General features: G+C 48.2%; 21 protein-coding genes. 14 read left to right on the top strand and 7 right to left on the bottom strand.

Annotated elements, in window-relative coordinates; genetic code table 11:
* Positions 1 to 12 precede the first annotated feature (12 nt).
* On the bottom strand, positions 13 to 762 hold the full coding sequence (locus F0P94_RS02880) for a ParA family protein (protein WP_150902184.1): 750 nt from the start codon (positions 760 to 762) through the stop codon (positions 13 to 15).
* 257 nt (positions 763 to 1,019) lie between these two features.
* The gene (locus F0P94_RS02875) at positions 1,020 to 1,514 is read right to left on the bottom strand and encodes a SixA phosphatase family protein (protein ID WP_150902183.1); all 495 of its coding nucleotides are present in this window, start codon (positions 1,512 to 1,514) and stop codon (positions 1,020 to 1,022) included.
* Positions 1,515 to 1,671: 157 nt separating this feature from the next.
* Here F0P94_RS02875 and topA point away from each other — a divergent pair, with 157 nt between their 5' ends.
* The gene (gene topA / locus F0P94_RS02870) at positions 1,672 to 4,128 is read left to right on the top strand and encodes a type I DNA topoisomerase (RefSeq protein WP_150902182.1); all 2,457 of its coding nucleotides are present in this window, start codon (positions 1,672 to 1,674) and stop codon (positions 4,126 to 4,128) included.
* A 294-nt stretch (positions 4,129 to 4,422) separates the two neighbouring features.
* Positions 4,423 to 5,124, top strand: a complete 702-nt coding sequence (locus F0P94_RS02865) for an SIR2 family NAD-dependent protein deacylase (RefSeq protein ID WP_150902181.1) — start codon at positions 4,423 to 4,425, stop codon at positions 5,122 to 5,124.
* A 321-nt stretch (positions 5,125 to 5,445) separates the two neighbouring features.
* Here F0P94_RS02865 and F0P94_RS02860 read toward each other — a convergent pair whose 3' ends face one another.
* From F0P94_RS02860 to F0P94_RS02850, 3 genes are all read right to left on the bottom strand, one after another.
* Complete coding sequence (locus tag F0P94_RS02860) at positions 5,446 to 6,519, bottom strand: acyl-CoA dehydrogenase family protein (RefSeq protein WP_150902180.1); 1,074 nt, start codon at positions 6,517 to 6,519, stop codon at positions 5,446 to 5,448.
* Positions 6,520 to 6,569: 50 nt separating this feature from the next.
* Positions 6,570 to 7,223 (bottom strand): hypothetical protein, encoded by a 654-nt coding sequence (locus tag F0P94_RS02855; RefSeq protein ID WP_150902179.1) that lies wholly within the window; start codon positions 7,221 to 7,223, stop codon positions 6,570 to 6,572.
* Between the two features lie 180 nt (positions 7,224 to 7,403).
* On the bottom strand, positions 7,404 to 8,480 hold the full coding sequence (locus F0P94_RS02850; RefSeq protein WP_150902178.1) for an o-succinylbenzoate synthase: 1,077 nt from the start codon (positions 8,478 to 8,480) through the stop codon (positions 7,404 to 7,406).
* Positions 8,481 to 8,635: 155 nt separating this feature from the next.
* Here F0P94_RS02850 and egtB point away from each other — a divergent pair, with 155 nt between their 5' ends.
* The 5 genes from egtB (at position 8,636) to F0P94_RS02825 (ending at position 14,463) form a co-directional block, all read left to right on the top strand.
* The gene (gene egtB, locus F0P94_RS02845; RefSeq protein WP_150902177.1) at positions 8,636 to 9,907 is read left to right on the top strand and encodes an ergothioneine biosynthesis protein EgtB; all 1,272 of its coding nucleotides are present in this window, start codon (positions 8,636 to 8,638) and stop codon (positions 9,905 to 9,907) included.
* Between the two features lie 9 nt (positions 9,908 to 9,916).
* The gene (gene egtD / locus F0P94_RS02840; RefSeq protein ID WP_150902176.1) at positions 9,917 to 10,927 is read left to right on the top strand and encodes an L-histidine N(alpha)-methyltransferase; all 1,011 of its coding nucleotides are present in this window, start codon (positions 9,917 to 9,919) and stop codon (positions 10,925 to 10,927) included.
* Positions 10,928 to 11,293: 366 nt separating this feature from the next.
* On the top strand, positions 11,294 to 12,406 hold the full coding sequence (locus F0P94_RS02835; RefSeq protein ID WP_150902175.1) for a pyridoxal phosphate-dependent aminotransferase: 1,113 nt from the start codon (positions 11,294 to 11,296) through the stop codon (positions 12,404 to 12,406).
* A gap of 108 nt (positions 12,407 to 12,514) precedes the next feature.
* Positions 12,515 to 13,858: an MATE family efflux transporter gene (locus F0P94_RS02830; protein ID WP_150902174.1), complete on the top strand. Its 1,344-nt coding sequence runs from the start codon at positions 12,515 to 12,517 to the stop codon at positions 13,856 to 13,858.
* A 62-nt stretch (positions 13,859 to 13,920) separates the two neighbouring features.
* Positions 13,921 to 14,463, top strand: coding sequence for a DUF922 domain-containing protein (locus F0P94_RS02825; RefSeq protein WP_150902173.1), 543 nt, complete (start codon positions 13,921 to 13,923; stop codon positions 14,461 to 14,463).
* 97 nt (positions 14,464 to 14,560) lie between these two features.
* Here F0P94_RS02825 and F0P94_RS02820 read toward each other — a convergent pair whose 3' ends face one another.
* On the bottom strand, positions 14,561 to 16,105 hold the full coding sequence (locus tag F0P94_RS02820) for an FAD-dependent oxidoreductase (RefSeq protein ID WP_150902172.1): 1,545 nt from the start codon (positions 16,103 to 16,105) through the stop codon (positions 14,561 to 14,563).
* Between the two features lie 178 nt (positions 16,106 to 16,283).
* Here F0P94_RS02820 and F0P94_RS02815 point away from each other — a divergent pair, with 178 nt between their 5' ends.
* On the top strand, positions 16,284 to 16,619 hold the full coding sequence (locus F0P94_RS02815; RefSeq protein ID WP_150902171.1) for a tRNA-binding protein: 336 nt from the start codon (positions 16,284 to 16,286) through the stop codon (positions 16,617 to 16,619).
* 415 nt (positions 16,620 to 17,034) lie between these two features.
* Here F0P94_RS02815 and F0P94_RS02810 read toward each other — a convergent pair whose 3' ends face one another.
* Positions 17,035 to 17,433 (bottom strand): DUF4296 domain-containing protein, encoded by a 399-nt coding sequence (locus tag F0P94_RS02810; RefSeq protein WP_150902170.1) that lies wholly within the window; start codon positions 17,431 to 17,433, stop codon positions 17,035 to 17,037.
* 60 nt (positions 17,434 to 17,493) lie between these two features.
* On the opposite strand from F0P94_RS02810, the gene F0P94_RS02805 reads away from it, so the two are divergent.
* The 6 genes from F0P94_RS02805 to F0P94_RS02780 all read left to right on the top strand — a co-directional run bounded on the left by F0P94_RS02805 (position 17,494) and on the right by F0P94_RS02780 (position 21,863).
* Positions 17,494 to 18,372, top strand: coding sequence for a DUF58 domain-containing protein (locus tag F0P94_RS02805; protein ID WP_150902169.1), 879 nt, complete (start codon positions 17,494 to 17,496; stop codon positions 18,370 to 18,372).
* Positions 18,373 to 18,403: 31 nt separating this feature from the next.
* On the top strand, positions 18,404 to 19,270 hold the full coding sequence (locus F0P94_RS02800; protein WP_191906890.1) for a hypothetical protein: 867 nt from the start codon (positions 18,404 to 18,406) through the stop codon (positions 19,268 to 19,270).
* The gene (locus F0P94_RS02795) at positions 19,251 to 20,303 is read left to right on the top strand and encodes a vWA domain-containing protein (protein ID WP_150902167.1); all 1,053 of its coding nucleotides are present in this window, start codon (positions 19,251 to 19,253) and stop codon (positions 20,301 to 20,303) included. Before F0P94_RS02800 ends, F0P94_RS02795 begins: the two co-directional genes overlap by 20 nt.
* A gap of 27 nt (positions 20,304 to 20,330) precedes the next feature.
* A complete protein-coding gene (locus tag F0P94_RS02790) occupies positions 20,331 to 20,648 on the top strand; it encodes a hypothetical protein (protein ID WP_150902166.1) in 318 nt (105 codons plus the stop codon).
* Positions 20,649 to 20,686: 38 nt separating this feature from the next.
* Positions 20,687 to 21,367 (top strand): YggS family pyridoxal phosphate-dependent enzyme, encoded by a 681-nt coding sequence (locus tag F0P94_RS02785; RefSeq protein WP_150902165.1) that lies wholly within the window; start codon positions 20,687 to 20,689, stop codon positions 21,365 to 21,367.
* A 118-nt stretch (positions 21,368 to 21,485) separates the two neighbouring features.
* The gene (locus F0P94_RS02780; RefSeq protein WP_191906889.1) at positions 21,486 to 21,863 is read left to right on the top strand and encodes a DUF423 domain-containing protein; all 378 of its coding nucleotides are present in this window, start codon (positions 21,486 to 21,488) and stop codon (positions 21,861 to 21,863) included.
* Positions 21,864 to 21,936: the final 73 nt, after the last annotated feature.

Here is a 21,936-nt window from a genome sequence, read left to right as displayed (position 1 = left end):
CCTAAAATAAAATTACTTGCCGCTTAAAAACTCTTCGGCCAGGGCCAGGTAGTCGCGGGCACCGTAAGAAGTGCGGTCATACTCCAGAATGCTCTGGCCAAAAGAAGGCGCTTCGGCAAGTTTTACGTTCAGGCGAATCCGGTTTCGGAATACTTTTTCTTCGATGTTCTCGTGCAGGTATTCTTCAATTTCCTGGCTGAGTTTCCGGCGTTTATCGAACATGACCACAGCTATTCCTTTAACCTTTAGTTTGGGGTTAAACGTGTCGCGGACCTGGGCAATGGTTGCCAGGATCTGCCCGAGGCCCTGCAAGGTGAGCACTTCCATTTGCAGGGGAATCACCACCTCGTCGGAGGCGGCCAGGGCATTAACAGTAAGGACGGATAAAGAAGGCGGACAATCGATAAAGATGTAATCGAACCCTTTGGCCTCTTTCAGGATATTTTTCAGATACGCTTCCCTTTGGGGCTGATTCACCAACGAAATTTCGATATCTACAAGTTCATTGGAACCAGGCAAAACCTTAAGGCCGGAACGTTCGGTAAGCACTTCAGTAAGTTGCCGGTTTTCGGTGAATACATCGGCCAGGGTGCCTTCCGGTTCGGTAATGCCCAGCGAGTAAGAAAGATTGGCTTGCGGATCGAGATCGACCAGAAGTACTTTCTTTCCCAGGGCGGCCACGGCGCTGCCCAGGTTAATGGTGGTGGTAGTTTTGCCGGTGCCCCCCTTCTGGTTTATCACCGATACAATTTTAGTAGGCATTGTTTTCTTTTAAGTAGAGGAAAGTGCGAAAGAATACAATAATTGCCGAAACTACCAAAATAGATAGGACATTTGCAATACTTTGCCTGATTTTCATGAACCCGACTTCTCTCCCGCATTCAGACTTTTTCTGATGATTCTGATACCATTTTTGTTACAATTGCGCCCGCGCACAAGAGCCCAGCTAAGTACGTTTAAAAACGAAGCAGGGTTGTCTTAAAACCGACGATCTTTCAAAAAAAATATTTCTAAAAAACTCAGGCTTCGTCGGGCAGGAATTTAGCCACCAGTTTGCCGGTATGAAATTTCAGGTCTTCCCAGTTCTCAATATCGAAGGAAAGCACGATTACGCTCGCCGGCGGCAAATAAGAAACTGAAGTAGCGCCCAGGCGTATAGCTAACTGGGTTACCGTAGGATTATGCCCCACGACCATCACGGAATCTTCGTGCCCGAAATGCTGTTGCACATATTCCAATACTTCCGTTTCGGAAGCCCTGAACAGCTCTTTTTCAGGCGCATAGGCAGCAGAATCGTTTAAAAGGATGCCGGCAAAGATGCCGGCGGTGGCTTGGGTGCGTTTGGCCGAACTGGCTACAATTTTACGCGGCAGGGTGCCTTGCTCCTTCAGCCATTCGGCCGATTGCCGGGCTTGCGTGCGGCCTTCGGGCGTTAATTCGCGCTCGTGATCGGCCTGACCGGGAACGGGATCGAAGGTATGCGCATGACGGACAATGATCAGGGTTTTCTTCATGTGGAAGTGAAAACTATTTAGCGCGGTTAGTGTTGAATATTTACTTCAAAATAGAAGCGCAAGGGCCCGGCAAAAAAACGGCTGCCACTTTTATTTCGAAAAAAATATACATCTTTGAAAAAATTTGGTTGCAAGACCATACATATATATAGGATAGATGGCCAAGAATTTAGTTATAGTTGAGTCGCCGGCAAAAGCCAAAACCATTGAAGGCTACCTGGGTAAGGACTTCGTGGTGAAATCGAGCTTTGGGCACGTGCGCGACCTGCCGAAAGATAATAATGCAATTGATATAGAACACGGATTTAAACCGACCTACGTGGTTTCGTCCGATAAAAAAGATATTGTTTCGCAATTAAAAAAGCTCGCCAAGGAAGCCGAAATGGTTTGGTTAGCAAGCGATGATGACCGCGAGGGAGAAGCCATTTCCTGGCATTTATCCGAAGCCCTGAACCTGAACCTTGATAAAACCAAGCGCATTGTTTTCCGGGAAATTACCAAAAACGCGATCCTGAACGCCATTGACAACCCGCGCGATATAAACATCGACCTGGTGAATGCCCAGCAGGCCCGCCGGGTGCTGGACCGTTTGGTTGGTTTTGAACTTTCGCCGGTCCTCTGGAAAAAGATCAAAACCGGGCTTTCGGCCGGACGGGTGCAATCTGTGGCGGTGCGTTTAGTAGTAGAGCGCGAACGGGAGATCGAACGCTTCAAGGCTGAATCGGCCTATAAAATTTCGGCTTTGTTTGAAGTGGAAGGTAAAAAGCTGGAAGCCGAATTGCCGCAACGCTTTAAGCAGGAAGCCGATGCCCGCGCCTTCCTGGAAAAATGCATCGGCGCGAATTATACCATTGAGAACCTGGAGAAAAAGCCTTTAAAACGTTCTCCCGCACCTCCCTTTACCACTTCTACCCTGCAGCAGGAAGCAAGCCGTAAATTAAGCTTTTCGGTAGCCCAAACCATGACGGTTGCCCAGAAGCTCTACGAAGCCGGTAAGATCTCCTACATGCGTACCGACTCGTTGAATTTAAGCGTGGAAGCGCAACAGGCTGCCGCCGCTCAAATTACCCGGGCTTTCGGGGCGCAATACGCTCAGACACGGCATTATAAAACCAAAAGCGCCGGAGCCCAGGAAGCGCACGAAGCCATCCGTCCGACCGATTTTGGCGCTATTGAAGTAAGCGGCGACCGCAACGAACAGCGGCTTTACGAACTGATCCGCAAACGCGCGATTGCTTCGCAAATGGCCGATGCTGAGATTGAGAAAACTACGGCTACCATTGGTATTTCAACCCAGGATGCCAAGTTTGTAGCCACCGGTGAGGTAATAAAATTTGAAGGCTTCCTGAAGGTTTACATCGAAAGCAAAGACGAAGAAGACGGCGGCGACGAAGATGTAAAAGGCATGCTTCCACCGTTGAGCATTGGTCAGGCTTTGAAAGCGATCCGCATTAATGGCACGCAGCGTTTCAGCCGGCCGTTGCCGCGCTACACGGAAGCGAGTCTGGTAAAGAAACTGGAGGAAATGGGTATCGGTCGTCCTTCTACCTATGCGCCTACTATTTCTACTATTCAGAAACGCGGCTATATCGAAAAAGATAACCGCGAAGGCAAAGAACGCCCTTTCAAGACTTTTACGCTCGAAAATAATACCATTTCGGAAGCCACAAAAACGGAAATTACCGGCGCCGAAAAAGCCAAGCTTTTCCCGACGGATACAGCCATGGTGGTGAACGATTTCCTGGTAGAGCATTTCCCGAGCATTATCGATTACCAGTTCACGGCCAAAGCCGAAGAGGAATTCGATGAGATTGCGAACGGCAAAAAGCAGTGGAACAAGATGATCGAGAATTTCTACGGGTCATTCCACGAAAAAATCACGTCTTCCGAAAATATCGAACGTTCGTCGGTAAGCGGGGCGCGGGAACTGGGCGTACACCCGGAAAACGGCAAGAAAGTTAGCGCACGTTTAGGCCGTTTCGGTCCGTTTGTACAATTAGGCGAAGAGAACCCGGAAACCGGCGAAAAACCGATCTACGCCAGCTTGCGCAAAGGCCAGTTTCTGGAAAGCATTACGCTGGAAGATGCCCTGGAATTATTTAAGCTGCCGCGCGTGGTAGGTACGTTTGAAGACAAGGACATGACGGCGGCAATCGGGCGTTTTGGTCCGTTTATCAAGCACGACAGCAAATTCTATTCGCTGCCGAAAACCCTCGATCCGTTTACCGTGAATATGGAAGAAGCCATTGAACTGATCCAGGCGAAACGGAAAGCCGATGCAGAAAAACTGATCAAGAGTTTCCCGGAAAATCCGGAGATCCAAGTGCTGAACGGACGTTTTGGACCTTATATTGTAGCCGGTAAAAAGAACGTAAAAATTCCGAAAGGCAAAGAACCGGCAGACCTGACGCTGGAAGAATGTTTAGAGTTAGCAGCGGCTACACCGGATAAACCTGCCCGCGGCAGATTCGGTAAAAAGGCTGAACCGGCGAAGGATACGGCTGATAAACCGGCAGCTAAAAAAGCGCCGGCAAAGAAAGCGACTGCAACCAAAACTGCTGCTAAGACAACCGCTACGAAAGCTAAAGCTACAACTTCAAAAGCGAAGAAGTAACTTACCGTTGCTTTATAAAAAGTAACGGTCATGTTGAGCGATCGCGAAACAACTTATCGGCGGTTTGCAGAAGCGTTATTTCCGGCTTTTCGGCAATTAGCTGACGAGGTCCTTCGCTGGCGTTCAGGATGACATTAAAATTAAAGCCTCAGCAAAATGTATATTGCTGGGGCTTTTTTTTTATCATACTTTTTGACGGAAAATTGTAGCGTTTTCTTCTGAATCTCAGACCTTCTCAAATCCATTTTTTATCTTGCTACCTGATAGTTTCTACCTGAAACCAACTACTAACCTATGGCAAAGAAAAAAATTGTAGTACTCTCCGGTGCGGGCATTAGTGCAGAAAGCGGCATTGCTACTTTCCGCGATGCAAACGGCTTGTGGGAAGGGCACGATGTAATGGAAGTGGCTTCGCCGGAAGGCTGGCGCAAAAACCCGGAACTGGTACTGGATTTCTATAACCAGCGCCGGAAGAATGCGCACCTGGCACAGCCGAACCGCGGACACGAAATTCTGGCGGAGCTGGAGCAGGATTTTGATGTAACCGTGGTGACGCAAAACGTGGATGACCTGCATGAACGTGGCGGCTCCAATAAAGTAATGCACCTGCACGGCAAACTGTTTGAAAGCCGGAGTTCGGTGGATGAAAACCTGATCTACCCGATTACAGGCTGGGAACTGAAGCTGGGCGATACCTGCGAAAAAGGCTCGCAACTACGGCCCAATATCGTCTGGTTTGGCGAAGCCGTTCCGATGATCGAAAAAGCGATGGAAGAAGCCCTGCAAGCCGATGCTTTTATTGTGGTGGGCACTTCCTTAGTAGTTTACCCGGCAGCCGGTTTGGTGAGTTACGTGCCGAAGCTTTCGCCTATCTACGTGGTAGATGTGAAACTTCCGGAAATGCCTTCGCGGCGGGATCTGCACCTAATCGAAGAAAAGGCCAGTACCGGACTTGCCAAGGTGGCTGAAATGCTCAAACGACGGTTTCTGGAATAAGGTAATTTTTACCTACAAATGCTTAGAAATTGAGTTTACGCAAGTAGGAGAAAAGTCCCCCTTTAGAGGGGGCAGGGGGAGGATTTCACGTTATTTGATTAAAAAAATAATCAGATAAATCTCCTGTCCTCCCCCTACCCCCTCCAAAGGGGGACTTTTCTCCTACTTGCGTAATTTCTGTTAGTAATTTGACCGTATTAAGTAGCAGGACTAAAATAAACACGTCACTTGAAAGAAACTTCAATTGTGAAATCTTTTGAATAACAGCCATTTTAAATATAAAGTCCAGATACTAATATCCAGATACCAATGTCTTTTTACTTAATCTTCGTAGCTCACCAAAACGGTGTGCTGGCAAACGGTATGCAAATCGCGGAATAGCCGGTTGATTAAGCTGGTTTCCGTTACGGCTGCCATGCCTAAATAAGGTAAAATTTCGTGCACCGCGCCCGTGGTAATTCGGGCTACTTTTTTGCTGCTTTTCGATACAAGGTCCTGCATGGTTTCGGTCAGTTGTCCGGAGGTTTCCAGCTCATTCCAGGAAGTATTTACGGCAACATAAAACTCGCTCCTGACCTGGTTAAAACGATGGTGCGCCTCTTCGAACTTTTTGCGGATAAATTCATAGCGTTCCGGGGAGGCATCTTTGCGGCGGTTCCGGTTTTCTTCCAGCGCATTGAAAGCTTCCTGCAGGAAATGGCCGGCTACACCCAGCGCAACCGCGGCAAATGATACTTCAGCGAACTGAAAGAAAGGGTACCGGTAAATCTTGTAGTCTGAAACTCGGGGAGCTTGTTGCAGATCGAACGTGCGGTTTAAAGGCACGAAAGCATTTTGGACCTTAATGGAGTGGCTTCCCGTTCCTTTCATTCCGAAGGCGCGCCAATCCTCTAAAATGGTAACCTGTTCGGGTAAAAAAGTAAAGCTTAAAATCTCTTCCTTCTTTCCGGAATTACCTTCTATGCGGCAGTTGCCGGTAAAAATGGTAGCGTGGTGCGCGCCGCTACAATACTGCCATTGCCCGTTAACAAGATAGCCGCCATCGGTAGGTTTTGCTACGCCGGTAATGCCGCCGCTTCCAGCCACCACAGCATTGGCAGGACCGAATAATTCGGCAGAAACTTCTTCCGAAAGGTAAGCCGAAAAGAAATCGCCGCCGGAGCCGATAGTTACAAGCCAGCCAAAGCTCCCATCAATTTGCGAAGCTTCCTCAAAAATTTCTACCGCTTCCGGTAAAGACAATTCCCGGCCACCCAGCGCTTCCGGTAAAAACAATTTAAACAGCCGGTGCTCATAAATATATTGCAGGACATCATCCGGAAGTTTGCCGTTTGTTTCTATAGAAGCAGCCTGCTCCCGGATGGTTTGAATAATGGTTTCGTTAAAGTGTTTCAAGGCTGAAAAATAATATCTCTGAAATAAAAAAACCGGTTCTGAGGAACCGGCTATTTGGCAGTGAATCGAAGTTTTCCGGATACTTTTACTTGCTGAAAACCGGAAATCGAGGTTTGGCTTCCGCTTTTACTAAAGGAAAGCTTTAGCTCTTTGTTGCGCAAACCATCCACGGCAAAATCGTTTACCAGGGTAGTTAAAGCCACGCTGTTAGGCGACAAGGGTATACCGGCAGTAAGTGGCCCCTGCACGGCCATGCCTAAATAAACGCGCGACTTTTTTTCATCGGTATTCAGCCAGTACCAGTTATCGTCCCCGGAGGAATTGAACCCGACGAAACCAACAATATAGGTATTCTTGTAATTTGTTTCGCCATCATCGTCGATGGTAAGCTGATAACTGTAACCGAAGGTCGAATCTGAAATTACATTTCCGTTCACCGTGGTCCGGGTATTCATGTTGTAGCCGTCGTACGCCAGCGTAATGGCCGTTAGCACCGGAAAGCCGCTCTGGTCTACCGAACTGATCTGGTAATTGGTTTCTAACGTTTCCAGTTTCCAGTTGGCTTTTAAGCGGGCATCGCGGGAACGAAAAGAAATGCCCGGATCATCTTCGCCCACTTTACAGGATTGCAGCGCAAACCCGGCCAGCACGATCAGGAGCAGGTTTTTTAAGGAAGAGGCAAACTGTTTTGAAAACTGATGCATTTCGATTCTTGGTGAAAGTTTTTGCAAAAAGCCCTTGTTTTATCAGGGCTCAAGTTACAGAAAGTTAGGGAGGATTTGAATGGATAAATTGCCCAACCGTTAAATAACTTGTCGGGCTAAAAGCCTGGCTAAAAATTAACCTGATTCAGCTATTCCGAATCCCATACCAAATATCTAAACCTAAAACCCTATGTCCCAGGCTCCACCGGTTTTGTAAAACAGTTTCCCCTGCTCAATAACCAGCGGCGAAGGAATATTGTTGTGGTAAAGCTGCCCGGTTCCCAGGCCTTGCGGAATAGGATTCTCGAAAGTGGAAGTAAATTGCGCAATGGCATTCAGGCCGATATTCGATTCCAGTGCCGAAGTGATCCACCAGCCGATGTCCATTTTTTCGGCCAAGCTTATCCATTTCCGGCAATCTGAAAGGCCACCCACTAAAGTTGGTTTTAAAATGATGTATTGCGGCTGGATGTATTGCAGCAAACCCCGCCGTTTTGCCGGCAGCGCCACCCCGATCAGTTCTTCGTCCAGCGCAACCGGAATGGGACTTTTAGCGCAAATATTCCGCATGGCAAAAGGCTGGTTCGGTTTTATGGGTTGCTCAATGGAATGAATATGATACGCTGCCAGTTTTTCCAGTTTTTCTAAAGCTTCTTCGGGTTTAAAAGCGCCGTTGGCGTCGAGCCGGATCGTTAATTTATCCTGGTTGGCAACTTCCCGGATCGACTTTAAAATCCTGAGTTCGGTTTGAAAATCGAGGCCACCTATCTTAAGTTTCAGACAATCGAAGCCTTGGTTTAATTTCTGTTCGATCTGCTCCTGCATAAATGCTTCGTCGCCCATCCAGATCAGGCCGTTAATGGGAATGCCGGTTTCGCCGCGCGAAAAGCCCGTATCGAAAAGCATTTTCCGGCCACCGTTTTTATAATCGAGCCAGGCCGTTTCGAAGGCGAATTTCAGAGCCGGCCAAGTTACCAGATCCTGGTGGGCAAACCAGGTTTCAACCGCCTCCGGAAGGGTAAGGTTTTGGGTGTTAAAAGTCCGGCAAAGGGCAGCTAAGCGGTTTTCAAAATCGGGCCGGTGGTCTACGCTCAGGCCGGCCAATGGGGCGGCTTCGCCGTAACAAAAAATTCCGGGTTCATCTGAATTCGAGAGCTTCAGGTAATAAACGGTGTGGGTGGTCAGGCTGCCGCGGGAAGTGCGGGCAGCGAACTTAAATTGCAGGTCGTGGCGGTGGTACTGGAGCTGAAAAGGCATAGGCAAAAAGGAATGGCTTCGGGGCTTAAAAGTAGCTTTGTTTCACGGGAATAGCTAACCTGTGTGCAGCATTTAAAGGCCATGTGGATTAAAAATGATAACCTTTCGGCCTGAATGGAGTTTAAAATAGAAGCTTTTATTCAAACCTGAAGTATATGCTTTTGCCGGCCGAAACCGCCACTCCCACTTTAACGGCCCGTTTTTCGGGCATTCGCGCGCAAACCGAAGACCTTTGCCGGCCGCTGCTCCCGGAAGACACTGTCGTTCAGCCCATTGTAGACGTAAGTCCGCCCAAGTGGCACCTGGCGCATACCAGCTGGTTTTTCGAAACGTTTGTATTGCAGCAATACCAGCCCGGTTACCGGGTTTTTCACCCGAAGTATAATTTCCTTTTCAATTCCTATTACAACAGCATCGGCAGCCGGGTTTTGCGCAACCAGCGCGGCACCCTTTCGCGCCCGGGCCTTGACGAGATTTACCGCTACCGGGCTTACGTAAACGAGCACATGCAGGAATTTCTGGCCACTGCACCGGAAAAAAACTTAGCCGAAGCAGCGCCGGTGATTGAGCTTGGCCTGCAGCACGAACAGCAACACCAGGAACTGCTGGTAACCGACATCAAATACATCCTGAGTACTAATCCGCTGCTGCCGGCTTATTTACCGGAGAAACCCAAAACGGTAGCTTCAGCCCCTAGAAACCCCGATATGCTGCAAGTAAAAGGTGGCGTTTACGAGATCGGTTACAAGGGTCAGGGCTTTTGTTTCGATAATGAACTGGGCGTGCATCAGGTTTACGTAGATGATTTCAGGATCCGCAACCAGTTGGTAACCAATGGCGAGTTCCTTCAATTTATGCAGGACAGCGGCTACCAGGATTTCCGGCACTGGCTGGGCGAAGGGTTTGAACTGGCCACCCAGGAACAATGGCAGGCGCCGCTTTACTGGCTTAAAACCGACGACGTCTGGCAGCATTTTACCATGCACGGCCTGCAGGAAATTGATTTAAATGCTCCGGTTACGCACCTGAGTTTTTACGAAGCCAACGCCTTTGCTAACTGGGCCGGAAAAAGGCTGCTCACCGAATTTGAATGGGAAATTGCCTGCCGGGAGTTTGTACCGGAAGTTAAAAAGGGAAATTTTCTGGAAAGCCAAAACTTCGCCCCCTTGCCGGCGGACAACGATGAAACCTGCAGCCATTTGCTCGGCAATCTGTGGGAATGGACTTACAGTTCTTACCATCCGTACCCGGGGTTCAGCAAGGCGCCGGGCGCGCTGGGCGAATACAACGGCAAATTTATGATCAATCAGATGGTTTTGCGCGGCGGCTCGTGTGCCACTCCAGCCAGCCACATCCGTGCAACATACCGCAATTTTTTTCACCCCGATAAACGCTGGCAATTCTCCGGAATCCGCCTGGCGGAATAACCTAAGCTTATGGATCTGTTACTGAACCCGAACACCAATGCGACTCCCGAAACAGAAAGCGGCACCAAACCCGCTTTCAATACTGAATTTGCCGACGACGTAAAAGCCGGGTTTGCCGGCTCGCCAAAAACCTTGTCTTCCAAATATTTCTACGACGGGGCCGGCAGCAAATTATTTCAGCAGATCATGGAGTTGCCCGAGTACTACCCTACCCGCACGGAATTCAGCATTCTGAAAAAGCAAAAAGCCGAGATCATTAACTTTTTTAATCCATCGGATTTCTTTCACTTAGTGGAATTAGGTTCCGGCGACGGCCTTAAAACCAAGATCCTGCTCCGCCAATTGCTGCAAGCCAAAGCCCGTTTTGAGTACATTCCGGTAGATATTTCCGGCGACGCCATAAACCAACTGCAAAGCGCTTTAAGTTCAGAATTACCAGATCTGAAAACCGTAGGTTTTACCGGCGATTATTTCAAAGCGCTGCATTGGCTCAAACGGAATAAACCGGGACGGAAAGTAGTGCTGTTTCTGGGTTCAAACATCGGCAATTTCGAAGATAACGGCGACCTGAAATTCCTGCAGGAAATAAGAAAATATTTAAGCCCGCAAGATAAGATCCTGGTTGGTTTCGACCTGCAGAAAGACCCGCGCGTGATCCGGCAGGCCTACGACGATGCGTCCGGCGTAACGGCCGCCTTTAACCTGAACCTGCTGAAACGCATGAACCGGGAACTGGGCGCCAACTTCGAGCCGGAGCAATTCGAACATTTCACCGATTACGACCCGATTGCCGGCGTGGTAAAAAGTTACCTTGTAAGCAAAAGAAACCAGACCGTTACGTTTTCCTACCTGAACCATACGGTTTCGTTTAAAGCCTGGGAACCGATCCATACGGAAAACTCGCATAAATATTCGGTAGATATGATAAAGGAACTCGGCCGTAAAAGCGGCTTTGAAACCGAACAGCTCTTTACCGACGAACAACATTATTTTGCAGATGTCCTTTTCAGGGTAGTATAGGGTATTTGAAAGCCGAGAAGTCAAGCAAAAGACAAAAACAGGTTACCCCGAGCGAAGCCGAGGGAACTATTGGTTACTACTATGGAATTGCGAGCATAGCAAGAAATTCCTTCAACAGGTTCGGTATGCGATAGTTCCCTCATAGCTCCGCTCGCAAGTTACGCGCTTTCTCGCGCTCACTTGTGTTCGGGATGACGCAATAGTTTAAATGGCATCTTCATAATCTTACCATCTTTCAGCCTGCTTTTATCCGTAAATCAATTCCTTATGAAGCCCAGCAAATTTACCGGGAGAAAATCGCTACCGTACTGTTACCGGATTTTCTAACTTGCCCCACAAAATTAACCTGCAGTATTACCTACCGTCATGAAATACCTGAACCTGGCTTCCGGCGCTTCGCATTTTAACAGTCCGCCGGCGGCTATTGAGGCTACCATTAACGCTTTAAAAGAAAACGAAACGTTTTATGGCGAAACGGAAGGGCTACCGGCTTTACGCGAGGCAGTTGCCAGGTTGTACCCGGATGAAAAAGGGGTGAAAATTTCGGCAGAAAATGTGCTTATCACCTCCGGCACCAAACAGGCACTTTTTAACCTGTTTTCGATACTGTTGCAGCCCGGCGATGAAGTGCTGTTGCTGAAACCCAGCTGGTTCGGATTCGAGGAAATGTTCCGGCTTACCGGCACCAAACCGGTTTATCTGGAAACCTTACCGGAAGAAAACTATACCCTGCAACCGGAACTCCTGGAAAGCCACATAACCGGGAAAACCAGGTTATTTATTTTCTCAAACCCCGGCAACCCTTCCGGAAAGATCTACTCCAAAACGGAAATTTCAGGCTGGCTGCAGGTGCTGCAAAAGTACCCGGAAATAAAGATCCTGAGCGATGAAATTTACGACCAGATCGTGTTCGATAACCGGGAAACACCTTCACTGCTGCAGTTCGAAGATCCGCAAAATAAACATTTAGTGGTGAACGGGTTCTCCAAAAATTACGGCATGAGCGGCTGGCGAATCGGGTATATGGTGGCGCCGCCTGAGATTATAAATAAAGCCGTTCATTACCAGCACGCTACCATTTCGGGGGTAAATCCTTTCATACAAGCCGGCGCGGTGGCTGCCCTGGAAACCCCGAGTGATTATTTGCCGGGGCGCATAAAAGAACTCACGCAAAATCGCGAAATCCTTTGCAACTGGCTTTCGGGCCGAAAAGAAATCTCTTATTTCCGGCCGGAAGGCGCTTACTACGTATTCGCCGATCTGAGCAGGCTGCTTCAGCAGGAAAAACTCCAAAAACCGGGGCTTACTTCTACGGCTAAATTATGCGAACTCCTGCAGCAGGAACTGAAACTGGAATTCGTGCCGGGCGAACGGTTCGGCCTGCCGGGTTTTGTGCGCATTACGTTTGCCGTTACGCCTTCCGACTTACAGGAAGCGCTGCAAAGGCTGGAGAATTTCCTTTCCGGAACAACTTCTTAACGTAGCTGCCAACGACTAATATTTCGCGGTTTAAGGAACGCCAGGCCGGGTCACTCTGCTTATTACTGGAAAAGCTTGTATTTTTGCATTCTTTACTTACCCTTTTACATGTTCTTTTCCGAATACAAATCTCATTTCAAGGCAAACCTTTCCTTAGCTTACCCGGTGGTATTAAGTCAGTTAGGTCACATTCTGGTTAGCCTGGCCGATAATATTATGGTTGCCCAGCTCGGCACCATCGAACTGGACGCGGCCGCCCTGGCAAACAGCGTTTTTGTGGTGATCATGGTTTGCGGCCTGGGGTTATCTTTCAGCATTACGCCGCTGGTAGCCGCTTCGGTAGAGAAAAAAAATCATTCCCGCATATCGCTGCTTTTGGTTAATGGCACCGTTTTATGTACCTGGTTCGGGGTGCTGCTGGCGGTTGTGGGCTTAAACAGTTCTTCTTTCCTTCATTACCTCAACCAGCCCGCCGAAGTGGTGAACAAAGCAATCCCCTTTTTTAACATTCTGTTGGTTTCTCTTATTCCGCTCATGATCTTTCAGGGAGTAAAGCAATTTGCCGAAGGTTTATCGATAACCAAACTACCCATGCTCATTACGATAGGCGCCAATATTCTGAACGTGATCCTGAATTACCTGCTCATTTACGGTAAATTAGGTTTGCCGGAACTCGGCATAAATGGGGCAGCATACGCTACGCTGGTATCCCGTTGTTTAATGGCCACGGCCATCTGGATTTTAATTTTCCGGTTACCCGAACTCAAAAAATACAGCATTCACTTCAGGAAAAAATACTTAAAGATCGGCCACCTGCAACGGCTTACCAAAATAGGTTTTCCAATTTCAGTACAAATGATCTTTGAATCAGGTGCGTTCAGTTTTTCCACCATCATGGCCGGGTGGATCAGTATTCAGGCCCAGGCCGCGCACCAGATCGCCTTGAGCATTGCTTCCGTTACGTACATGATGGCCAGTGGTCTGGCGGCCGCCGGCACTATTCGCGTTGGCATGCAGGCGGGCAAAGGCGATTTTAAAGAACTCCGCAAAGCCGGTTACAGCAACCTGATCCTGGGCGGCGCCTTCATGACTTTCTGCGGTTTGCTCTTTATCTTGCTGCATAAAGAAATTCCGTACTGGTATGCGGCCGAAAACCCGGATATGGAGGTAATGCAACTAGCGGCCGGTTTGCTCATCATTGCGGCGTTCTTCCAGATCTCGGACGGCGTACAAGTGGTTGGACTGGGCGTTTTACGGGGACTGCAGGATGTGCGCATCCCGAGCGCAATCTCTTTGGTTGCGTATTGGGTGGTGGCGCTTCCTTTAGGCTACCTATTAGGTTTTACCTTTGAGCTGGGAATTTATGGCGTCTGGACGGGTTTACTGGTGGGGCTTACCATAGCCGCCCTGTTGCTTTTCCTCAGGTTCCGGAAATTAACCGGCGCACACTGAACATTTTTTTAGTTCTTTTGCGTTATGCTTCCAGACTGGAAAAGCCTAAGCCATAAGCAACTATGTTCTCTCTTACCCACTTAACTTTCATTTTCAGCTGGATATTCATGTTCCTGAATCCGGTTACCATGATTACAGAAGAAATTTCCTGGAAAGCTTCCCGCAAACTTACCTGGGACGATTTTAAAGCCAAAGCCGACGACAAAGATCCGCTTCACGCCATGACGGCCACCAACATCGATATGAAGGCCAAATGCGAAAAAGGAGAACTGAAAGTAAAAGTAGAATCGGTGTTCGTTACCGGAGAATCCTGGTCGAAAAATAAGAAATCGGACCGCCTGCTTTTTCACGAGCAACTGCATTTCGACATTACCGAAATTTATGCCCGCCGGCTCCGCAAAGAATTACTGGCCCTGAAAGATCCTTGTTCTAATCCGGAAGAAATAAATAAAGTTACCAACCGGTTGTTTGAAGAATGGAAAAACCAGGAAGACCTTTACGACAAAGAAACCGACCACGGCCTGAAACCGGACCAGATGAAGGTCTGGGCCGATAAAATAACCGACGAGCTCACCAGCCTCGAAGCTTATAAAGAAAAAGATTAAACGGTATATTTTAGACGAAAAAACCTGCTTCGATAATGGAGGCAGGTTTTTTCGTTTATAGAACTTGCTTTAAAAAATTCGTTTAGGAATTAACCCCTTAAGCCGGCCCCAGATCACTTAAAGCCGGACCGCTAATCACTTTTCCCAAAGCATCGAACCGCGATCCATGGCAGGGGCAATCCCAGGATTTTTCTACTTGGTTCCAGTGCACAATACAACCCAGGTGCGGGCAGACCGCCGATCTTTCATGTTGTACGCCGTCCTTATCGCAGTACACCGCCACTTTTGCCGCTCCCTTCCTGATCACGCAACCTGATTCCGGCAATAGGCTTTCGGCGGTTGGCGCATCGCCGGGCGTTACCCAATCGGTATATTGTTTGGCCACGTTCAGGTTTTCTTTCAGGAATTCGCCGGTGGTATTGGTGTTAAGCGAAATGCGTGACGGATCATACAAAGTTTCCCATGGATTTTGTCGGCCCATGATCAGGTCCGTGATCAGCATCCCGCCAATGGTGCAATGGGTCATGCCGTGGCCGGAATCGCCGGTTACAATAAAGACTTTTTCGCCGTCACCCGGATTTCTACCGATATAGGCCAGATAATCTACCGGTTCCTGCACCTGCCCTGACCAGCGGTACTCAATCTGCTGCACCATTGGGAAATGCTTACGGCTCCATTCTTCCAGACAGTTAAACCGTTCTTCCGGATTATGTTCCTGCCCGGTTTTATGGTCTTCGCCGCCAACTATCAGCAAGTCGTGTTCAATTACACCTTCCGCCGCTTTTCCCCGCATGGTACGGATGTAATGGTACGGATCGGAATTATCCCAGTACAAACCCAGCGGAATGGAATCGTGCGGGATCCGGAAACCCAGTACGTAGGTCCGGTAAGGCGCCTGCTTGGTGTGCATGGTAACCCAATCGTTTACCGGGGTGTTGGTACAAACCACTAACTGGTTGGCAGTAACGGTAAAATTATCGGTGGTACGCGCTCTTACCACTACCCCGCTTTCAAATTCATTCACCTGGGAACCGGTAAAAATAAAGCCGCCCTTATCCAGAATGATCTGCGCCAATGCCGCCAGGTACTTCAACGGGTGAAACTGCCCTTGCTCCGGAAAGCAAAGTACCGGTCCGGAGGAAAGCGTTGGTACCGGGTTATTCTGCAGTTTGGTAACTTCGGTGTAGCCGATCTGGTGCGTTGCCGCCAACTCTTTATCCAGTTCTTCTTCTTTATCGGAAGGTAGCAAATACAAATAACCGTCCAGCCGTTGGAAGTCGCAATCGATGTTTTCCTTTTTTACGATTTCCTCTATTTTATCGATGGCCGCCGCGTGACTTTCGAAGGCTAAACGAGCGCCGGTTTCTCCGTGCACCTTTATCAGCACATCGTAGCGGTCATCGAGGGCATCGGAAAGGTGCGCGGTGGTACGGCCGGTTTCGCCGCCACCGATCGGCCCTTTATCGAGCACCACTACCGATTTGCCTTCCTGCTGCAGCATATAAGCGGTGGTAATTCCCGCCAGGCCGGCGCCTACAATACATACATCACAAGTAATGTCTTCGTCGAGGGAAGTGGTTTGCGGCATTTTCACTTCCGGCATCCAGCAGGAAACGGTGGTACCGCTGTCAGATTTTAGCATAGTTTTATTCCGGTTAGGTTGTTAAGTAAGGAAGCAGCTGTTATAAATGCAGTTCCTGCCTTGGTACGACCTGAATGCCCTTTGGTTACTTATCCTTAAAAACGATAGGCTTTCAAACGCAAAAACCAGGACCGGTAAATTTTAACTAACTTGCTTTGCTAAAATTTTAATCTTAAAGATGAAAACGATTTCCTGGGATGAATTTGAAGCAGTGGAACTCCGGGCCGGAACCATTGTAGATGCCAAACCTTTTCCCGAAGCCCGAAAACCTGCCTACCAGCTCTGGGTGGATCTGGGAGAATTGGGAATAAAAAAATCGAGCGCCCAGATCACCGTAAATTATAAAGCCGAAGAATTGCCCGGCCAACAGGTTATTTGTGTCACCAATTTCCCGCCCCGCCAGATTGGCAAGTTCATGTCGGAAGTACTCGTAACCGGCTTCCCTGACGAAAATGGGAATGTAGTACTGGCGCAACCCGCCGGAAAAGTGCCGAACGGAAGCAGGTTGTATTAGAATCAAATCTATTGAAATACAGCCCTGTAGAGACGTAATATATTACGTCTCCATTCGGAGAATCTGCCGCAATATTTCGTTGGAAATTCCACTACAAGGTTGAAACGAGACGAAAAATTATCGGAGTAAAGTGGGAAGCAATAATTTAGCGCAATACCGGAAAAAGATGTCCGGAAAAGACGTAATATATTACTTCTCTACATCAGGAAATGTAATTTTCCCTCAACAGCCAACTATGGCGAAAGCACCAACAATGGCAGCAACCCCAATAGCTAATTTTACTACAAACTTGATAAGATTTCTCCTAACGTCGAAATGACTGGAAAACGGTAGGTTTGAAGCAAGAAAAATCATTTACGCTTTAAGCAGACGAGGTCCTTGGCTGACGCTCAGGATGACAAAAAAATCAAAGATACTACGGAATCAACGAATCCGGTTTTGGCTCCGGGGCAGGCGTTGGCGCTCCTCCTGCTTTTGAGTTCAGCCTTACCTCCCGCATGCCTAAGGTATCTACCAGCGCTTCGTAGACCTTATCCAGCTCGGCCACGTGGTCCTGGTAGTAATTATACGTTTTGTTGAATTCTGTTTCAGTAACGCCTTGTTTCTGAAAGATTTCCTTTTGCAGCCGGTTAAAAACTACTTTGGCGGTATCGGGGTGCACGCGCATCTCCTCTACCCTGCTTTCGGCAATATGAATATCGGCTAAAATGCTCGTTAACTTTCCGGGGGCCACCAAACCTGCAGGTTTTTGCGGCTTCTTCTCGGCGCAGCTAACGAGCGCAAGCAAGGTAAAAAGTAAAAAATGCTGTTTCACGAATGTAAATTACCGGAATAAATTCTAATTTTAAAAACGCTAAGTTGCGGCCTGAATTACATGAAAGAACTGCTGAAAAAGCTGCAAAAGTTTGAACTCCGCATCCGCAAAGTGATAGATACCCAAATGCAGGGCGATTTTCACTCGGTTTTTAAGGGAACCGGCCTCGAATTCGACGATGTGCGGGCATACCAGTACGGCGACGATGTGCGTTCTATAGACTGGAACGTATCGGCGAAAGGGCACGGCACCTTCATTAAAACCTACAAGGAAGAAAAAGAACAATCCGTGTTCCTGATCCTGGACGTGAGCGGTTCGCAAAACATCGGTCCGGAAAAACAGCGGAAGCTCGACATCGGGAAAGAGATTTGCGGCATCCTGGCCTTAACAGCGGTGAGGCAGTCGGCCCAGCTTGGGTTGATCTGTATTTCCGACCAGAAAGAAAAATACGTACGGCCGGGTAAAGGAATTTCACATGCTTACGCCATTATCAAAACCCTGTACGATCTTAAGCCGCAATCAAGCAGAACAAACCTGGCGGCGGGCATTAAAACGGCGCTCAGCATTATTAAGCGGCGAAGCATGCTGCTGCTTATTTCCGATTTTATCGACCGGAACTACGAAAAAGAAGTAGCAATGCTGGCCCGCAAGCACGACCTGATCGTGGTGCAGCTCATGGATCAGCGGGAACAGCAATTTCCTTCCCTGGGCATTATTCCGATCCGCGATGCCGAGTCCGGCCTGGTTTCCTGGGTTAATACTTCGGCGCTCTCTTTCCGGGAAAAATACCTGCACGACCTGGAGGCCAACCGCGAAAAGCTGCAGCAGATCTGCCGCAGGAACAAAGCCGATTATTTGGCCATTGATACGTCCGGCGATTATGTGCTGCAATTAGTAAATTTGTTCCAGTTAAGGAGAAAGACCCGGAAAAGTGCCTAAGCTTTTTATACTGTTTTTAGTACCGTTTTTATTGGCTGCCGCCCCGCCGGAGAAACCCGTGGGCAGATTTCTGCAGCCTTCCGTAAAAATAGGCGAACCGGTGAAGTATACCTTAGTCTATAAACATGCGCCCGAACTGGAGGTGGTTTTCCCTGATTCCGGCTACCGTTTTGCCCCTTTCGAATTTATCCGCAAAGAAACTTTCCCGACCCGTACCATTGGTTCGGTAAGCACCGACAGTACCGTTTTCCTGCTTCGCACCTTTAATATTACCCCGCAGCAGCAGCTTAACCTGCCCGTATTTCTCCTGCAGAAAAACGATACCATTCGGTTGTTTGGTCAGCCTTCCACCATAAAATTGCAGGAAGTTGTTAAGCAGGTGCCGGAACCTTTGGCTTTGCAGGAAAACCTGGCCCTACAGCCCATCGAAGAGCGCTTCAATTACCCTTACCTCGTGGCAGGCCTTAGTGTTTTACTTGTTGTGTTCGGCAGCTTATGGTTTATTTTCCGGAAGAAAATTCTTACCCGCTACCGGTTATACGTGATGCAGAAAAAGCATACCCAGTTCATTAGCCGTTACAATATGTTTATCGACCGGTTCCATAAATCGGCCGACCTGGTGAACATGGAAAAGGCTATAACGCTCTGGAAAAACCATTTAACTGAACTCGAAGACACGGCCATTAACAGCTTTACCACCAAAGAAATTGTGAATTATTACGATAACGATGAAGACGTAACTACGGCCCTGAAGCTCTTCGACCGGGCGATTTACGGCAACATCCTATCCGATAAAATTTCGGATACGCTTACGGCTTTTTACCTGCTTCATCACTTTGCCGACCGTCGTTACGAAATTATAAAAGCGAAAACCCTCCATGCTGCAACTGCCCGATAATTTTCCGGATTGGTTTTCCCTCAACTGGTTTTCGCCATCCACTTTAATGGGTATGGAATGGACCCGGCCATTTTACCTCTACCTGATCCTGGCGGCTCCGGTGTTCTTCCTCCTGTTCAATCTTTTAAAGCTCAGGTTCCGCCGGAAAACCGATATTGCCCTCTTCGAAAGTAAACCGATCCGGCAATGGAGCAGCTTATTGCGCATAATCCCGAGCATTCTTTTTACCCTGGCCATTGTTCTGGTACTGGCTGCTTTAGCGCGGCCCCAGAAAACTTCCGAACAGGTAGAACAGTACGCCGAAGGCATCGATATTATGCTCATCCTGGATACCTCGGGCTCCATGGAACTGAAAGATTTCCGGCCGAACCGACTGGAAGCCGCTAAAAAAGTGGCGGAAGATTTTATAAATGGCCGTTTTCAGGATAGAATAGGAATTGTGGTTTTTGCCGGAGACGCCTATTCCTTAGCCCCGCTTACGACCGATTACGACCTGCTCCGCGCCAACCTGCAAACCATAAAGCTCGGTATGATCCCCAACGATGGTACCGCTATTGGCAGCGCCCTGGCCGTAGCCGTAAACCGGATGCGCGACTCCAATGCCAAATCGAAAGTGGCCATTTTAATTTCCGACGGCGAAAACACCGCCGGCAACCTCGACCCGACCATTGCCGCCAAAATGGCCAGCGCTTTCGGCATAAAGATCTACACCATTGGCGTAGGCGCCGACGGTACCGTTCCCTACGGCACCGATGTTTTCGGCAATACCACCTACGTAGAAACCCGCCTCGACGAAACCAACATGCGCGAAATTGCCCAGATCGGAAACGGCAGTTTTTTCCGGGCCGAAAACCAGAACGCCCTGCAGGACATTTTTAAAACCATCGACAGGCTCGAAAAAATACCGATAAAAGAAACCCGCTACCGCAACACCCAGGAATACTACCCGGTTTATCTGCGTTTCGCCATCCTGTTTTTCCTGGCTTGGATGTTTACCAAAAACACGTTCCTGACGAATGCATTGGAGGATTAGGTATTAGGAATGACGTAATAAACCGGTTTGAATAATCCGGATACCGTAAAATCCGATACCGTAGAGACGTTGCAATGCAACGTCTCTACCACCGTTAACCGAACAGCCAATGCAGTCAAAAACGAACAAATGGCAAAAATATCACCTAAATCGGGTTCGGTATCTACCATTGTACGTTCCTGTAAATCGGTAGTCGCTAAACATGCCCGGAACTATCATGCCGATTTTGGCTGGCAAGCCCGTTTTCACGATCATATTATCCGCGATGCAAAATCCTTTGAAACCATTCAGAACTATATTGCCAATAATCCCTTAAATTGGCAGCAGGATAAATTCTACCAATAAGCAAAACAACCAATCTCTCAGACAACCATTCACAAACCATGACCATTGCCGAATCGATAGCCTTTTTCAATAAAAAACTCGAAGGTTCCAACTGCCGCTTAATTGCCGTTTCCAAAACCCATCCGGAGGCATTAATTCAGGAAGCTTACGATGCCGGTCAGCGGATATTCGGGGAGAACAAGGCGCAGGAAATGGCTGCCAAACAACCTAACCTGCCGCAGGATATTGAATGGCACATGATCGGGCATTTGCAAACCAATAAGGTAAAATATATTGCTCCTTTCGTGCACACCATTCAATCGGTAGACAGTTTAAAGGTGCTGGAAGAAATTGAAAAACAGGCCGCCAAACATAACCGGAAGATCAATTGCCTGTTGCAGTTCCATATCGCCGAAGAAGAAACAAAATTCGGCCTTTCTGAAGCTGAAGCCAATGAAATCCTGCAAAGTGAAAGCTATAGAAATATGCAGCATGTTCAGCTTACCGGCGTAATGGGCATTGCCACCAACACCGAAAATGAGGATCAACTTCGCAAAGAATTCGCTCACCTGAGAACCATATTTGAAAACCTGAAACAACAATTCTTCCCCACCGATGCTGTTTTCAAAGAAATATCCATGGGCATGAGCTCCGATTACGAATTAGCCATTGCCGCCGGCAGCACCTTTATCCGCGTAGGCAGCGCCATCTTCGGTAATCGGAATTATGGGAATATTTAAAATTTGAAGATTTGGAAATTTGAAAATTTGAGGATGTAAAATTAGGTACATTCTTCAACCTGATTTTCATTTCATCCTGAACCCAAACAACGAACAACGAATAACTAACAACGAAAACATGAATCAAAAAGCAATCTTAATAGCCGGCAGCTTCTTTGGTGCCCTTTCCGTAATGATCGGCGCATTCGGTGCGCATGCGCTCAGAAACCTGCTCACGCAAACCAACCGCCTCGAAACTTTTGAAACAGCGGTTAAATATCAGTTCTACCATGCCTTAGCCTTGCTGCTGCTGGGCGTGCTAATGTATCATGTAAATCACCCGGCTATGCGGTGGGCAGGTCTTTGCTTTGTAGGCGGCATCCTGATCTTTTCCGGCTCACTTTATATTCTTTGCCTTTCCGGCATTACCTGGCTGGGCGCCATCACGCCTATTGGCGGAACCCTGATGATAGCCGGTTGGCTTTGCCTGCTATATGCAATCGCCAAACAACATTAAAAACGGTTGCAAAACCTTTAAAAAAGTAAAAGCCCGCTGCATAATTGCAGCGGGCTTTTTTGTACCGAAATCA

It is taken from the genome of Adhaeribacter soli (assembly GCF_008727925.1).
GTDB classification, from domain to species: domain Bacteria; phylum Bacteroidota; class Bacteroidia; order Cytophagales; family Hymenobacteraceae; genus Adhaeribacter_A; species Adhaeribacter_A soli.
Note: the sequence above shows the minus strand (reverse complement) of the source record. Positions and strands in the feature narration are given on the sequence as shown.